The organism is Amycolatopsis acidicola (assembly GCF_007713735.2).
Classification (GTDB): Bacteria; Actinomycetota; Actinomycetes; order Mycobacteriales; family Pseudonocardiaceae; genus Amycolatopsis_E; species Amycolatopsis_E acidicola.
In genome coordinates this window covers 1-14,875 of the sequence record NZ_VMNW02000107.1, presented here as the reverse complement: position 1 = coordinate 14,875, position 14,875 = coordinate 1, and the positions used below count along the sequence as shown (strand labels likewise).

Here is a 14,875-nt window from a genome sequence, read left to right as displayed (position 1 = left end):
CGTTGGATTTCAGACCCCGAGAGAAAGGCGAGAACCATGACCGCCCCCGAACTGAGCCCGACCCCCATCACCACCGGCGAGCGCGCCGACATCCTGGCGGAGCTGGCCCAGGCGCGGCACTTCCTGCGCTTCACCATCCGCGACCTCACCGACGAGCAGGCGGGGCTGCGCACCACGGCGAGCGAGCTGTGTCTCGGCGGCCTCATCAAGCACGTCACCTCGGTCGAGCGCGGCTGGACGAGCTTCCTCCTCGAAGGCGCCTCCGCGATGCCGGACTTCACCGCCATGACCGAGGACGACTTCCGGCAGCGCGCCGAGGAGTTCCGGATGTTGCCGGGCGACACACTGGCGGGAATCCTCGCGGAGTACGAAAAAGTCGCCGCCCGCACCGACGAGCTCGTGACCACCCTGGCCGACCTCGACGCGCGGCAGGATCTGCCGAAGGCGCCGTGGCACCAGGAGGAGAGCCAGTCGGCGCGCCGCACACTCCTGCACATCGCGGGCGAGACGCTGCACCACGCCGGACACGCCGACATCATCCGCGAGTCCCTCGACGGCCAGAAGACGATGGGCTGAACGTGGCGAGCCCGCGCTCGGGCTCCGGTGGCGGCCCGGGAGTGGTGGCTGGCGCCGGCCGGTACGAAGGCACGATGCCCGGCCAGGACCGCGACCTGCTCAGCCCAGCAACCGGATGATCTCCGACGCGACCAGCCCGGGCTCCGTCGCCGGAACCAGGCGGCCCGATTCCGTGGCCACCACATGCCGCGATCCGCTCCGGCCGCCCGTGCGATGGGCCCGCCCCAGCTGTGCCCGGCGAGCACGAACGGGCCCGGGCCGAGGTGGTCGAGCAGCGCGCCGAGTTCCCCGGCCAGCCGGTCAAGGGACGGCGGCCGCGCCGCGGCCCAGCCCGCCGCGGTCGTAGACCACGGCCGGAGCCTGCTCCGCCACCAGCCGAACCTCACCGATCTTCCCCGGGAGCGGCCAGGCTCAGGCCGCGGTGTGCTCCGCCACCTGCGGTCCGGTCACCGGCTCCAGCCGGTTCCGCCGTGGCGCCAGCAGCAGCACGGACAGCGTGATCATCAGCCCGCAGGCGCCGACGAACAGGAACACCGGGACGTAGCCGGTGCTCAGGTAGATCTGCCCGATCACCAGCGGCCCCAGGGCGTTCAGCACCCGGCCGATCCCGTAGCAGAACCCGGTCCCGGTGGCGCGGACCGCGGTCGGGAACAGGCGCGGCGTGTACGAGTACATCAGCGCCACCAGGGTCTGGTTGAGCGCGGCGACCAGGATGCCGAACGTGATGATCGCCGCGGGCTCGAACGTCAGCCCGTACGCGATCCCCGACCCGGCGAAGATCAGGCTGAACCCGGCGATCGGCCCCCGCATCCCGAACCGGTCGGCCACCGGCCACGCCAGCAGCGCGCCGGGCACCGCGCCGAGCGTCGTCAGCGCCGAGTAGCCCACGCTGCTGGTGACGCTGAACCCGTGCTCGTGCAACAGGGTCGGGGCGAACGAGGCGAACCCGTAGTAGCTGATCGTGAGGAACGCCCACACCAGCGCGAGCATGATCGTGCGGCGGGCGAGCTTGCCGCGGAACAGTTCCCGGACCGGCACCCGCGGCGCGGGCTCCGCCGCCGCGGCCGTCTCCGGCACCGGCGGGAGTTCGTGCTTGCGCGCCACCACGGCTTCGATCCGCCCGACGACAGCTTCGGCTTCCCGGTCGCGATTCCGTGACAGAAGCCAGTGCGGCGATTCCGGCAGCCGCGAGACCAGCAGGAGCGAAACCAGGCCGAGCCCGCCGAACAGGAAGACGAACCGCCACGCGTTCTCCCCCAGCCCGATCACGCCCCGGGCGAAGAACGACATGGCCGGGATGCCGAGCAACCCCAGCGCGAGCGTGGCGGCCTGCAGCCGTCCGCGTTGCGCCGCCGGCACGAGCTCCGCGAGGTAGGTGATCGCGATGACGGTCATCGCGCCCAGCCCGATCCCGGTCGCGACCCGCGCGAGGAACAACGTGGTGCCGTCGAAGCAGGCCGCGTTCAACAGGGAGAACACCGAGAACCACAGCACCGACGCGCGCAGCCCGGTGCGCCGTCCGACGCGTTCGGCGATGCGGCCGCCGATCGCGGCGCCCAGGAACATGCCCACGAACCCCGCCGCGGTGATGAACGAGACCTCGCGGACGCTGATCCCGAGGTACGTCCGCAGCGCGGGCGCGGCGTAGGCGAAGGTGTTGATGTCGGCCAGCTCGAACGCGAAACACAGCGCGAGCGTGGCGACGACCCGGCGTTGATGACTGGACCATGGCAACCGGTCCAGCCGGGCGAGCACAGTCATTGGGCCCTACCTTTCCTTGTGTATCAGGGGTTTCGGGGCAGCGCGCCCAGTACGGCGCGCAGGAGTCCGGCGTGCCGGGACCGCGGTTCGAGCGCTGTCCTGGCGATCACGAGGCCCTCGCCGGGCACGACGAACACCGCCTGCCCGAGGCTGCCCAGGGCGTAACAGATCCCGGGGTGGTCCACGCCGAGGTGGCCGTCCGGGTCGAGCCACACCGAAGTTCCGTACGGATGGCGCATCGCCACCGGGCCTGCCACCTCGGTGACGGGTGGCGCCGAGCGCATCGCGTCCGTCACGCGCGCGCCGATCCGGGCCAGGTCGCCGGGTGTGGTGTACCAGGCGCCGCACAGCAGCGGGACGCCGTCGGTGTCCGTTTCGAGGACGCTGTGGCGAAGTCCGAGCGCGGGCAGGACAGTGCGCGTGAGCTGTCCGTGGACGTCGTCGCCGAGCACCGGGCGCAGGGCGAGTGCCACCGTGAGATGGTCGATGCTCTTGTAGCAGAACAGTTTCCCGGGCGCCGCCTCGACCCGCGCGGACGCGACCAGCCGTTCGACGGACACCGGGCGCACGTACATGGCGAAGTAGTCGTCGGCGTCACTGAGCATCTCCGGCGAGCCGTCCTCGAACCGGCGGACCGCGAGCCCGCTTCGCAGCCGCAGCAGGTCGAGCCACGTGATGTCGCGGTACGCCGGTGCTTCCGGGTCGAGCCGCCCCTCCCCCGCCAGGTGGTCGACGATCAGCGCCGTGAGCGTCTTGGCGGTGGACCAGCCGCGGGTCGGTGTGCGCGGGCCGAACCCGGGCGCGAACTCCTCGACCACGAGTTCGCCGTGGTGCACCACGGCCACCCCGCGAGCACCCGTGGCACGCAGATGTTCCCGCACCGCCGCCCGCGTCGCGTCGTAACCGGGCTTTTCAGCCGCCGCGTCACCGAGCGGCCACGGGCGGGGATCCGGTTCCCGACGCGGGGCCGGTCCCGCACCGGGTCCTTCGGTCACCAGCCGTGCGCCCCGGATCCCGTCCGCGACGGCCCGGCGGGTCGCCCCGTCCGGCAGGCGCCCGGTCACCGACGCACTGTCGACAGTGAACTCGATCTCGGCCGGTGCCAGCGCTCCCCCGGCGAACCGTTCGCAGATCGTGTCCAGGTCGGCCATCGCGGCGGCGCGGGACCTGCCGGACACGAACAGGGCGGAGCACAACTCCTTGGTACAGAAGCCCAAGGCGTTGTGCCGCCGCTGCGTCCGGAGGTCCGTGCTCATGTCCGGTCCGGTGCCATCAGGGCGAACATCCCGCGCCGCCCGTCGAGGGGTTCCGCCGAGGACGTGAACCCGCACTGACCCAGCAAGGCCGCTTCGACCGCGTTGGCGGCCGCTTTTCCTTGCTGCAGTGCCTCGGCGCCGGTCCCTGCTGAACCGGTGAGCCCACTCGCCTGCGTCGCGCACAGGCCGATCGCGTTGCGCAGTTGTTCGTCGTCGAGGCCGCAAAGCCAGCCCACCGCCGCGCCGGCGCCGATCACCCCGGCGGTGGCGCGGACATCCCAGCCCGCCGCGAGGTGCGTGGGTCCGAGCTCCACGGCCACGCGCTCGGCCACCTGACAGCCGAGCGACACCGCCGCGACCGCGCGGTCATCTTCCCCGAGCGCGGTCGCCGCAGCGCACACGGCGATCCACGGCAACCCGGGATCGCTCTGTGCCGCAGCGGTTCCGGACGCCCAGGCCGTCCACTGTGGATCCTCACCGGCGAGCGCCTGGGGCGCGGTACCCGCGTCGCGGGCCGTTTCGAAGCGCCGCAGCAGTTCGCGAGCCGCGCGGTCTTCCGGCCTGTCCTCGCGGACCACCTGCAGGATCCAGTCGGTCGTCGTCATGCGCGCTTCTCCTCGGCGGGGCGGATCGCGGTCAGCAGCTCGTCGAGGCTGGACACCGCATCCAAGGCGTCGACAGCGTCGCGGATCGCGAGCGCGCGGCCTGCCCCCAGGATCGGTTCGGTCAGCGCGTCGACCTTCGCGAACAGCTCGTCGTCGGTGAGCGGGCGGGCGAGACTGCCCCTGGCGTGTTCGATGTGGACGGTCACGGGCTCGGAATCGCGTTGTGCCACAACGATGGTGGCCTCATCTCGCGCGCACCCGCTGTCGGGCTCGAGAGTGATCAGTTCGCGCAACGCCCGCGCGTCGGCCGCCCGCGCGCGCCCGGTCGTGAACTGCGGCAGGCCCACGACGCCGTCGAGCAGTCCGGCGGCCGCCGCGTGGTAGGAGCTGAACCGCGCCTGCAGGCCGTCCGCCGGATCGCGGCGGCCCATGAGCTCCGGCACCAGCGGGTGACAGGCGATCGTCACGGCGGTGATCGCGGCCGGGTCCACCCGCGGCGCGGCGCCGAGCGCGGCGTCGATCACCGGATGCGCGACGATTCCGCAGGGGTAGGGCTTGAAGGCGTTCTGCTCGAGTTCCCAGTCCTCGTTCCAGGAACCGCCGAGCCGGGTGGCGTCGACTTCGGGCGCGAGCACGCCGAGCATCCCGTCCGGGCCGAAGGGGTCCGCCATCCCGATCTGGCCACTCGCGGCGAGCCGCGCCGCCAGCACGCCGTTCGCGGCGGCTTTGCCCGGGTGGAACGGTTTCGTCATCGAGCCGAAGCCCTCGCGGTGGCCGAGCGTCATGGTCGCGGCGAGCGCCAGCGCCTGCTCCGTCCGCCCGGCGTCCAGCCCGAGCACGATCGCGGCCGCCACCGCCGCGCCGAACACGCCGCAGGTTCCGGTGATGTGCCAGCCGCGGTCGTAGTGACTGGGTGAGATGGCGTTGCCGATCCGCAGCTGCGCCTCGCAGCCCAGCGCGAACGCGCTCAGCGCGCGGCGGCCGGACAGGCCGGTTTCCGGTTGCAGGGAAAGGACCGTGGCCAGCGCGGCCGCGCCGGGGTGGATGACGGTGGCCAGATGCGTGTCGTCGAAGTCGTCGTAGTGCGCGGCGGTGCCGGTGACGAGCGCGCCCCAGTACGGGTCCACGGTCTCCGTGCGGCCCGGCAGCACCGCTTCGCCGCTCACACCGCGGTGACGCGCGGCCGTGAGGAGCGCTTCGACGGCGGGCGAATCCGCCGCGCCGATCGCGGTGCCGAGCACGTTGAACAGGCTGCGGCGCGCCGCTCGGGCCACTGGAGGGGGCAGCGGCGCCGAGGCCGCCGCCAGCAGCCGGCCGCAGAACTCCGCGGTGACCGGCTTGGTCGTGATCGCTGGCAACATGACGGCAACGCTAGAAACGGCCCCGCCCGCGAACAACGCCATCCGCGCGGCGAAACCGTTGCGCCGCGCGTAACGATCAGCCGCGTTCGCGCCCTCGGCGGCGGGCGATCCGAGCCAGCTCCAGCACGCTCGGATGCACCGCGCCGCCGCCGGGATAGGCCAGGAAAACGGTGCGGGAGGCCGAACCCGGCTCGGCGATCGGGAGCCGCGCCACCCGCGGATGCCGGTGGTCGTTCATCCCCGCCGGCACCACCGAAACCCCGAGTCCGGCGCCCACCATGGACTCGACGAGGAACAGGTCGTTGCCCTCCACCGCGATCCGCGGCACGAACCCGGCGCGGGCACAGGCGTTGACCAGGTGCGTGCGGCTGCTCGACCCCGGTTCCATCGCGACGAACGGCCTGTCCCGCACCCCGGCCAGCTCGACGGCGTCCCGCCCGGCGAGCGGATCGTCGGCGGGCACCGCGAGCAGCAGCGACTCGGTGAACAACGGGTCGACGACCATGTCCGGCTCGGTGGGCGCGACCGAGGTGAAGGCGACATCGGCGTCGCCGCGCAACAGCGTGGACACCACGGACGTCGCCGAGCCCTGCCAGCACCGGAATCGCAGCCCTGGCAACCCCTGCAGCAGCTCGGCGAGTACGGCGGGCACGAACCCGAGGCCGAGCGAGTAGGTGTGCGCGACGCGCAGAACCCGTTGTGGCGCACCGGCTTCCGCCAGCGTGGTGTCCACCGCGTCCGCCCGCGCGCGCAGCACCCCGTGCGCTTCGCGTGCCAGCACCTGGCCGCTGTGGCGCAGCCGTACGCGCCGCCCCGCCTGCTCGATCAGGCCCACGCCCAGCTTGCGCTCCAGCGCCCGCACGCTGCGCTGCACCGTCGGCACGCTCACGCCCAGCTCGGCGGCCGCCTGCCCGAAGTGCTCGGTCTTCGCGAACACCAGGAAGACCTCGAGATCGTCGAAGGTCACCTGGTTCGCACGGTCGTCGGCCATACCGGCATTATCACCCGTCCACTGTGGACCGCCGGGGTCAGTGGTCGAGCGGAACCGGCGCGGCGGCCGCCGCCAAGGGAGCACGGCGCACGCACAGGAGCATCACCGCGCCGAGGACGCCCGCGACGGCGAACACGGCGAAGCCCAGTTTCGACAGTCCGCCCGCGACCAGGACTCCGCCCAGCCAGGGCCCGAAGACCGCGCCGAACCGGCCGATCCCGGACACCCAGCCCAGCGCGGTGGCCCGCCCGGCGGCCGGGTAGTACGAGCCGGTCGCCGCGTAGATCAGGGTCTGCGCGCTGAACAGCCAGGCGCCGGTGAGGAACACGACCACGTACGTCAGCGGGAGCGGCATGGGGATCGCCATCAGCGCCACCCCGGCGGCGGTGAGCGCGAACCAGGCGATCGCGACCCGGCGCGAGCCCAGCCGGTCCGCGAGCCGCCCGGCGACGAGCAGGCCGGCGATGCCGCCGATGTTGATCACCAGCAGGAAGCTGATCGACGAGCCGAGGTTGTAGCCGTTGCCGCGCATCATCGTCGGCAGCCAGGTGCTCACGCCGTAGACCAGCAGCAGCCCGGCGAACGACGCGATCCAGAACAGGATGGTGGTCATCCGCAGCGAAGGCGTGAACAGGCTGCGGAGACCGCTGCGCTGTTCCTCCGTCTTCTCCGGGGTGAACGCCTCCAGCGGGACGCCGTGCCGCCGCGCGATGGCCTCAGCCTTGTCGGTGCGCCCCTTCGCGAGCAGGAACGCCACCGACTCCGGCAAGAGCTTCACGATCAGCGGGAGCACCACCACGAGCGGGATCGCACCGAGCCAGAACACCGAGCGCCAGCCGAGCGATTCGGCGACCGAAAGCCCGAGCGCGCCCGCGACCGCCCCGCCCGCCTGGTGGGCCGTCATCACGACCGTCACCGCGAGGTTCTTCCGCCACGACGGCGCGTACTCCATCACCAGCGCGATCGCCGAGGGCAGTAGCCCGCCGAGCCCCACGCCCGCGACGAACCGCGCGATCCCGAACGTCGTGACGTCCGGGGCCAGCGCACACAACGCCGAGGCGAGGGAGAAGACGGTGACGCCGGTGATGATGATCTTCCGGCGGCCGAGGACGTCGGTCAGCATCCCGGCGGCGAGCGCGCCGAGCAGCATCCCGAAGGTGGTGAGGCTGCCGACGTCACCACCCCCGGCGGCGGTCAGGCCGAAGTCCTTGTCCGCCAGCACGCGGGGCAGGATCGCGCCGTAGACGAACAGGTCGAGGCCGTCGAGCAGGACCAGGATCCAGCACAGGGCGGTGACCCGGACGGACAGCCGGGACGCGGCCTGGACTTGGGGTGCGGAGAGGGACATCGCCGTCCTTTCTTCGCCGACGGGGCGTGGGAGTGCCTGACCGTACATCGTGCACGAAGGCGTTCACAAGATTTCGCACCAAATTGTTTACAATCCTGTGTGGGCGCTGTGAGCCAGGCGAGTTCGCCGGGTGCTTCCAGCGGCAGGAGGTGCGCGCGGCGGCCACGAGCTGAGCCACCTCGCCGCCCATCGAATGACCGGGCCGGGACGTACCGGCGCACGCGTCGGCCCGGCGCGTGGCAGCCCGGAAACGGCGTCGGCAAGACCGGGGCCGGTACACCTTAGGTTGCGGTTTCACGCATTCCGGAGCCCTCACCTTGACTTCTACGCTCAGAAAGCCCTGAGCGAGTGTGGACAAGGAGGGCCGGAAACCCATGTCAGTTGAGTCGGTACCGCGGCTGGTCGGCGGAGCCTGGCGGATGCCCGCGGACGGCCGCGCGATCGACGTGCTCGACCCCGCCGACACCCGGCGGATCGTGGCGCGGGTACCCGCGATGACGCCCGCCGAAGTCACCGAGCTGTACGACGAAGCAGCCCGCGCGGCCCGGACCTGGGGCGCGGCCTCCCCGTTGGAGCGCGGCGAAGTGCTGGCCCGCGCGGCCACGAACCTGCGCGCCCGCAGCAGCGAGATCGCCGCGGATCTGGTGGCCGAGATGGGCAAGACCAGGGCGGAGGCCACCGGTGAGGTCGCGAAGTCCGCGGATTTCCTGGACTACTACGCCTCCTGGGCGCGCCAGCCCTACGGCCAGCTGCTCGCCGACGCGCGCGGCGGCACCCAGACCAGCGCGCGGTCGGAGCCGCTGGGCACGGTCCTGCTGATCACCCCCTGGAACGACCCGCTGCTCACCCCGGCCCGCAAACTCTCGCCCGCGCTGATCTCCGGCAACGCCGTGCTTCTCAAGCCTGCCACCGAAACCCCGCTCGTCGCGCTGCATCTGGCGCGCGCCCTGCACGACGCCGGGTTGCCCGCCGGCGTGCTCGGCATCGCGGTCGGGCGGACCTCCGAGATCGCGTCCGCGCTCCTCGACGAGCCGCGACTCGACGCGGTGTCGTTCACCGGCAGTACGGCGGTCGGGCGGGAGCTGCAGCGCCGTCTCGCGGGCCGGAATGTCCGCGTGCAGACCGAAATGGGCGGAAAGAACGCCACCGCGATACTCGCGGACGCGGACCTGGAACTCGCCATCCCGGTGGTCGCGGCCGCCGCGTTCGCGCAGGCGGGCCAGCGCTGCACGGCCACCAGCCGCGTGATCGCCGATCGCGCGGTGGCCGCGGATCTCCTTGTGGGACTGAGGAAAGAGGCCGAGTCGCTCGCGCTCGGCCCCGGCGCCGAGGCAGGCACCACGATGGGCCCGCTCGTGAGCGAGCGCCAGCGCACCGAAGTACTGCGGCATATCGACCGCGCCCGCGAAGACGGCGCGAACGTAGTGACGGGCGGCTTCGTGCCGGAAGGCGCGAAGTACGAGCACGGCTGCTTCGTCGCGCCGACCGTCCTCGGTGACGTCACGCGCGAGATGGCGATCTGGCGTGACGAAGTCTTCGGCCCCGTCGCGGCCGTGCACGTGGTGGACGGGTTCGACGCGGCGGTCGAAGCGGTCAATGACTCCGCCTACGGCCTCGCCGCCGGGCTGTTCACCACGAACCTCGCCAGCGCGCACGAGTTCGCCGCGCGGGCCGAAGCCGGGCAGGTCTCGGTGAACCTCCCGACGTCCGGCTGGGACGTGCACATGCCCTTCGGCGGGTTCGGCGACTCGGGTTCGCCGTTCAAGGAGCAGGGCGCCGAGGCGCTGCGCTTCTACAGTCGCGTGAAGACGGTCGCGATCCGGTACGGGCGGTGAAACCTTGACGTCCCAACGGATCGGGGTGATCGGCGCCGGCCTCGTCGGGCTGGCCACCGCGCGGCGGCTGGCCCAGGCGCGCGGTGCGGAGGTGGTGGTCTTCGAGAAGGAGACCGACGTCGCGCTGCACCAGTCCGGGCACAACTCCGGGGTCGTGCACTCCGGGCTCTACTACCAGCCGGGTTCGCTCAAGGCGACACTGTGCCGTCGCGGAGTGGGGCTGCTGCGGGAGTTCTGCGCCGAGCATGGGCTGGAGTACCGGGAACTGGGCAAGGTCGTGGTGGCCAGGGACGAGCTGGAGGTCGCCCGGCTGCGGGATCTCCAGCAGCGCGCGGAGGCCAACGGCGTGCCCCGGGTGCGGTGGCTCGACGAGGCCGCCCTGCGCGAGATCGAGCCGAACGTCCGCGGCAAGGCGGCGCTGCACTCCCCCACGACGGCCATCGTGGACTACCGCGCGGTCGCGAGGGCGCTGGCCGACGACGTGCTCGCCGCGGGCGGGAAACTCCTGTTGGGCGAGGCGGTCACGCGGATCGAGCGCACGAGTGACGGCGTCGCCGTCCACCGCGGGCAGGACAGGCAGGTGGTCGGCAGCCTGGTGATCTGCGCCGGCCTGCAGTCCGACGGCGTGGCGCGGCTCGCCGGGGACGACGACGGCCCGGCGATCATCGCCTTCCGCGGCGAGTACCACCGCCTCGTGCCCGGCCGCGAGAACCTGGTGCGGGGCCTGGTCTATCCGGTGCCGGACCCGGCGTACCCGTTCCTCGGCGTGCACATCACCCCGCGCGTCGACGGGACCGTCGACGTCGGGCCGAACGCCGTCTTTTCGCTGGCGCGCGAGGGATACCGGCGGCGTGATCTCGTGCCCCGGGAGCTGTGGCAGGCGCTGGCCTGGCCCGGCACCAGGAAACTCTTCCGGCAGCACTGGCGGATGGGCGTGCGCGAGATGCGCGGCTCGCTCTCCCGCCGGGCTTTCACCGCCGCCGCGCGGGAATACCTGCCCGGGCTCACGACGGCCGACCTCGTGCGCGCGCCCGCGGGCGTGCGGGCGCAGGCCGTCGACCGCGACGGCTCGCTGGTGGACGACTTCCGCATCTCCAGCCTCGGCCCGGTCACGGCGGTGCGCAACGCGCCGTCGCCCGCGGCCACTTCGAGTCTCGCCATCGCCGAGCATGTGGCGCGGCAGCTTCCCTGAAACGCAGGACCGCACAAGGAAAGTGAGAACCGATGTTCATTGTGGACACCCAGATTCACGTCTGGAAGGAAGAGACGCCGGACCGCCCGTGGGTTCCGGGTGCCCGTGAGCGCATCCGCCTGAACGGCCACCGCGAGGAGGCCTTCAGCTACCAGGAGGCACTGGGGCTGATGGACGAGGCGGGCGTGGACCGCGCGCTGATCGTGCCGCCGTCGTGGGAAGGCGACCGCCAGGACTACTCGCTCGAGGCGTGCGAGGCGCACCCCGACCGGTTCGGCGTGATGATCCGCGTGCCGCAGAACAAGCCGGAAGAGGGCGCCGAGCTGATGCGCGCGGCGGCGGAGAACCCGTACATCAAGGGCACCCGGCTGACGTTCCACCGGCCGCAGGACCGCAACTGGATGATCGACGGGACCGCCGACTGGTACTGGCCGCTGGCCGAGGAGCTGGGCCTGGTCACGATGGTGCACGCGCCGATATGGAAGGCCGAGCTGGGCGCGATCGCCGAGCGGCATCCCGGCCTGAAGCTCATCATCGACCACATGGGCATCATGGCGCGCTGCGTGGACGACGCGATCGGCTACTGGGTCAAGGAGACCGCCGACCTGCACGTGCACCCGAACATCCACGTCAAGGTCTCGGCGGTGCCGGGCTACTCCACGCATCCCTTCCCGAACCTCAACATCGCCAAGTACGTGCGCGAGATGGTCGACGCGATGGGGCCGCGGCGCTGCTTCTGGGGCACCGACCTGACCCGGCTGATGGGCCACGGGCTCGGGTACCCGGAGACCATCGCCCAGTTCACCGAGCACTTCGGGTTCACAGAAGACGAGCTGGAGTGGATCATGGGCCGCGGGATCAGCGAATGCCTCGGCTGGCCGGTGCCCGCCGCCGCGGAGAGCAAGTGATGGCCGAGCGCGCCGACGGCGGCGAGGCCATCCTCGCCGCCTGCCGCGACCTGGGGGTCGAGGTCATCTTCTCCTCGCCGGGGTCCGAATGGGCCCCGGTGTGGGAGGCGCTCGCCCGGCAGCGCCGGGACGGCACCCCGGGGCCGGTCTACCTCGACCTGATGCACGAAACGCTCGCCGTCGGGATGGCCATCGGCTACACGCTGGTGAAGGGGAAACCGCAGCTTGTGCTGGTGCACGCGGGCCCGGGCCTGCTGCAGGGCGCGACCGGCATCCACGGCGCGCTGCTCACGGGCGTGCCGATGGTGATCGCGTCCGCGGAGTCCACCACCTACGGCGAGGTGCCGCCCGACCCCGGTTCCCAGTGGTACCGCAACCTTTCGGTGGTCGGCGGCCCGCAGGCGATGGCGGCCCCGTTCACGAAATGGGCCACCCAGGTCGGCGATGTGTCCACATTGTACGGATCGGTGGTGCGCGCGGCGGAGCTCGCGCGGCGCGGCCCGGCGGGGCCGGTGTACCTCAACGTCCCTGTCGAAGTGCTTCTGCAGGAATGGACTCCGCCGCGCGCGGCGCGTCCCGTGGCGGAGCCCGGCGCACGGGTCAGCCCGGCGGACGAGCTGGCCCGCGCCGCGCGAAGGCTCGTGGCGGCGGAGAAGCCGCTGATCATCACCGAGTCCGCGGGCAGGCATCCCGGCGGTTTCGAGGCGCTGGTCGCGTTCGCCGAAGCGCTCGCGATCCCCGTCGTCGAGCCGCAGTCGGCGGTGTGCGGCAACTTCCCGCGCGATCATCACCTGCACCGTGGAGGCGACGCGGCGAAGTTCGCGGCGGAGGCTGATCTGATCGTCCTGGTGGGCTGCCGCGCGCCGTGGTACCCGCCGAGCAACCGTCCACAAGAGACGGAGGTGCTGGTGCTCGACGACGTACCGCACCGCCCGTACGTGGACTACCAGGTGCTGGGCGCCGACCAGTACCTGGAGGGCGACATCGCCCCCACCTTGCGCGCGCTCACCGAAGCCGTGCGGGAAGCCGGGATCGACGAGGTGCTGGTTTCCGGGCGGGAGTCGGAGTCCAGGGCACTCGTCCCGGCGGAGACGGCGGCCCCGGCCACGGACGCCATCGACGCGGCGCAGGTGGTGCGCTGCCTGCGGGAGCTGCTCGATCCGGACGCGGCGGTGGTCGACGAGACCATCACGCACAGCCGTGTCGTGCAACGGGAACTGCGCGCCGACCGGCCGGGCCGCTACTCGTATGTCCAAGGTGGACTGGGACAGGGCCTCGGTGTCGCCCTCGGGGTGAAGCTGGCCGATCCCGGGCGTGAGGTCGCGCTCGTGATCGGGGACGGTTCCCTGCTGTACAACCCGATCGTGCAAGCCCTCAGCGCTTCGCGCGCGCAGGGGCTGCCGGTGCTCGTGGTCGTCTTCAACAACCGGCAGTACCTCTCGATGAAGCTCAACCACCTGCGTTTCTACCCCGGCGGCGCCGCCGTCGGCGAGGACGACTTCCGCGGCGTCGACCTCTCGGACCAGCCCGCGCTGGCCGAACTGGTGGAGCCGTTCGGCATGACCGGGCTGACCGTCACCGATCCCGGCGAGCTGAAGTCCGTGCTCGCGCAGGCGCTGGACACCGTCCGCGCCGGAACCACCGCACTGGTCGACGTCCGCGTCGCCCGCTGATCCCCCCACGACTTCCGGAGGCACTCGTGCCACAACCTCGAATCCCGGTGCCGGAGAAGGCACTCCGGGCACTCGTCAGTGACCTGTTCACCGCGGCGGGCACCAGCCGCGAGCACGCCGACACCGTCGCGGACGTGCTGGTCTGGGCGAACCTGCGCGGTATCGACTCGCACGGGGTCTCCCGGATCCCGCGCTACCTCGAGCTGTTCGAGAACGGGCAGGCGAACCCGCGGCCCGCGATCGGTTTCGACCAGATGCGGTCCGCCGTCGCCACCCTCGACGCCGACGGCGCGCCCGGCCCCGTGGCCCTGACCCGCGCGATGGACGAAGCCGTGTCCATGGCCCGTTCGGCCGGCGCGGCGTGGGTGGCGGTGCGCGGCACTGTCCACACGGGAGCGATCGGGTACTACACGGAACGCGCCGCGCAGTACGGGATGGCGGGTCTCGGCATCGTCGCGGGTGTGCCGAACATGGCGTACCCGGGCAGCAACGGTGTCGGGGTGGCGACCAGCCCGCTGTCGATCGCCGTACCCGCCGGGCGGCATCCGACCGTGTTGCTGGACATGGCGACGGCGGTGATCGCGCTGGGGCGGATCGCGGTGCTGAAGGCCAGTGGCCGGCCGTTGCCGGAGGGCGCGGCACTGACGAAGGACGGCCAGCCGACGACCGACGCCGCCGAAGCCGCCGTCCCGCTCCCGGTGGGCGGGGCGAAGGGCGCCGGGATGTCGCTGCTGTTCGAGATGCTGGCGGGCGGGCTCACCATGAACCCGATCGTCAGCGCGTACCACGGCGGTACCCCGGAAGGGCGGCGGCACCGGCAGAACGCGGTGCTGATGGCGATCGACATCGCCGCTTTCACGCCGGTGGAAGACTTCCGCCGCACGGTGGACGAGACGATCGACTCCATCAAGTCCCTCCCGCCCGCCGACCCGGCGCAAGAACTCCTCGTCCCGGGCGAACGCGGTGCCCGCACCCTGGACGAACGGCTCACCGGGGGAATCCCCTTGCCGCAGAAGCTGCTCGGGACGTTGCGCACCCTCGCCGCCGACCGCGGCGTCACGGTACCCGGCGAACTCGGCTGATACCGGGGGTGTCAACGGGCCCTGGCTCGCAGGTTCACCCTGCGGCCAGGGCCCCTTGGCGCGCGGGGTGGTTTTTGGGGGCGGGCTTTCCGGAACCCGGCAACGAAAGCCCGGAGACGCCCGACGGCCCCCGCCACACTCACTACCCACGCCACCGCCACCCGGCAACGCGAAGCGAGCCGTCCCGACGACCACACCCCTCCACCGCCCCGATCCCCAGCCTGCTCTTGCGATCTTGACGCTGGGTCAAGGCATCTTTCCCGCCTTGACGCAGTGGCAAGATCGCG

General features: G+C 72.0%; 12 protein-coding genes. 6 read left to right on the top strand and 6 right to left on the bottom strand.

Annotated features, from left to right (window positions below; translation table 11 throughout):
• Positions 1 to 36 precede the first annotated feature (36 nt).
• On the top strand, positions 37 to 576 hold the full coding sequence (locus FPZ12_RS39795; RefSeq protein WP_144756432.1) for a DinB family protein: 540 nt from the start codon (positions 37 to 39) through the stop codon (positions 574 to 576).
• 411 nt (positions 577 to 987) lie between these two features.
• On the opposite strand, the gene FPZ12_RS39790 is transcribed toward FPZ12_RS39795, so the two are convergent.
• The 6 genes from FPZ12_RS39790 to FPZ12_RS39765 all read right to left on the bottom strand — a co-directional run bounded on the left by FPZ12_RS39790 (position 988) and on the right by FPZ12_RS39765 (position 7,898).
• A complete protein-coding gene (locus FPZ12_RS39790) occupies positions 988 to 2,337 on the bottom strand; it encodes an MFS transporter (RefSeq protein ID WP_144756434.1) in 1,350 nt (449 codons plus the stop codon).
• A gap of 23 nt (positions 2,338 to 2,360) precedes the next feature.
• Positions 2,361 to 3,593, bottom strand: a complete 1,233-nt coding sequence (locus FPZ12_RS39785; protein ID WP_144756437.1) for a serine hydrolase domain-containing protein — start codon at positions 3,591 to 3,593, stop codon at positions 2,361 to 2,363.
• Positions 3,590 to 4,198, bottom strand: coding sequence for an MmgE/PrpD family protein (locus FPZ12_RS39780; RefSeq protein ID WP_144756439.1), 609 nt, complete (start codon positions 4,196 to 4,198; stop codon positions 3,590 to 3,592). Before FPZ12_RS39780 ends, FPZ12_RS39785 begins: the two co-directional genes overlap by 4 nt.
• Positions 4,195 to 5,559: an MmgE/PrpD family protein gene (locus FPZ12_RS39775; RefSeq protein ID WP_144756441.1), complete on the bottom strand. Its 1,365-nt coding sequence runs from the start codon at positions 5,557 to 5,559 to the stop codon at positions 4,195 to 4,197. Before FPZ12_RS39775 ends, FPZ12_RS39780 begins: the two co-directional genes overlap by 4 nt.
• 76 nt (positions 5,560 to 5,635) lie before the next feature.
• Positions 5,636 to 6,550 (bottom strand): LysR family transcriptional regulator, encoded by a 915-nt coding sequence (locus tag FPZ12_RS39770; RefSeq protein WP_144756443.1) that lies wholly within the window; start codon positions 6,548 to 6,550, stop codon positions 5,636 to 5,638.
• A gap of 37 nt (positions 6,551 to 6,587) precedes the next feature.
• A complete protein-coding gene (locus FPZ12_RS39765) occupies positions 6,588 to 7,898 on the bottom strand; it encodes an MFS transporter (RefSeq protein WP_144756445.1) in 1,311 nt (436 codons plus the stop codon).
• 374 nt (positions 7,899 to 8,272) lie between these two features.
• Here FPZ12_RS39765 and FPZ12_RS39760 point away from each other — a divergent pair, with 374 nt between their 5' ends.
• Genes FPZ12_RS39760 through FPZ12_RS39740 form a run of 5 tightly spaced genes read left to right on the top strand, consistent with a single transcriptional unit; the run spans position 8,273 to position 14,588 of the window.
• On the top strand, positions 8,273 to 9,733 hold the full coding sequence (locus FPZ12_RS39760; protein ID WP_144756447.1) for an aldehyde dehydrogenase family protein: 1,461 nt from the start codon (positions 8,273 to 8,275) through the stop codon (positions 9,731 to 9,733).
• 4 nt (positions 9,734 to 9,737) lie between these two features.
• Positions 9,738 to 10,925, top strand: coding sequence for an L-2-hydroxyglutarate oxidase (gene lhgO / locus FPZ12_RS39755; RefSeq protein WP_144756449.1), 1,188 nt, complete (start codon positions 9,738 to 9,740; stop codon positions 10,923 to 10,925).
• Positions 10,926 to 10,957: 32 nt separating this feature from the next.
• Complete coding sequence (locus tag FPZ12_RS39750) at positions 10,958 to 11,833, top strand: amidohydrolase family protein (protein ID WP_144756451.1); 876 nt, start codon at positions 10,958 to 10,960, stop codon at positions 11,831 to 11,833.
• A complete protein-coding gene (locus FPZ12_RS39745) occupies positions 11,833 to 13,506 on the top strand; it encodes a thiamine pyrophosphate-dependent enzyme (RefSeq protein WP_144756453.1) in 1,674 nt (557 codons plus the stop codon). The genes FPZ12_RS39750 and FPZ12_RS39745 overlap by 1 nt, the downstream gene beginning before the upstream one ends.
• A 26-nt stretch (positions 13,507 to 13,532) precedes the next feature.
• A complete protein-coding gene (locus FPZ12_RS39740) occupies positions 13,533 to 14,588 on the top strand; it encodes an Ldh family oxidoreductase (protein WP_144756455.1) in 1,056 nt (351 codons plus the stop codon).
• Positions 14,589 to 14,875: the final 287 nt, after the last annotated feature.

Coding starts and splice junctions, on each gene's coding strand:
- FPZ12_RS39760 (WP_144756447.1), top strand. CDS start 8,273: ATGTCAGTTGAGTCGGTACCGCGGCTGGTCGGCGGAGCCTGGCGGATG.
- FPZ12_RS39765 (WP_144756445.1), bottom strand. CDS start 7,898: ATGTCCCTCTCCGCACCCCAAGTCCAGGCCGCGTCCCGGCTGTCCGTC.
- FPZ12_RS39785 (WP_144756437.1), bottom strand. CDS start 3,593: ATGAGCACGGACCTCCGGACGCAGCGGCGGCACAACGCCTTGGGCTTC.
- FPZ12_RS39780 (WP_144756439.1), bottom strand. CDS start 4,198: ATGACGACGACCGACTGGATCCTGCAGGTGGTCCGCGAGGACAGGCCG.
- FPZ12_RS39770 (WP_144756443.1), bottom strand. CDS start 6,550: ATGGCCGACGACCGTGCGAACCAGGTGACCTTCGACGATCTCGAGGTC.
- FPZ12_RS39790 (WP_144756434.1), bottom strand. CDS start 2,337: ATGACTGTGCTCGCCCGGCTGGACCGGTTGCCATGGTCCAGTCATCAA.
- FPZ12_RS39775 (WP_144756441.1), bottom strand. CDS start 5,559: ATGTTGCCAGCGATCACGACCAAGCCGGTCACCGCGGAGTTCTGCGGC.
- FPZ12_RS39750 (WP_144756451.1), top strand. CDS start 10,958: ATGTTCATTGTGGACACCCAGATTCACGTCTGGAAGGAAGAGACGCCG.
- FPZ12_RS39795 (WP_144756432.1), top strand. CDS start 37: ATGACCGCCCCCGAACTGAGCCCGACCCCCATCACCACCGGCGAGCGC.
- FPZ12_RS39745 (WP_144756453.1), top strand. CDS start 11,833: ATGGCCGAGCGCGCCGACGGCGGCGAGGCCATCCTCGCCGCCTGCCGC.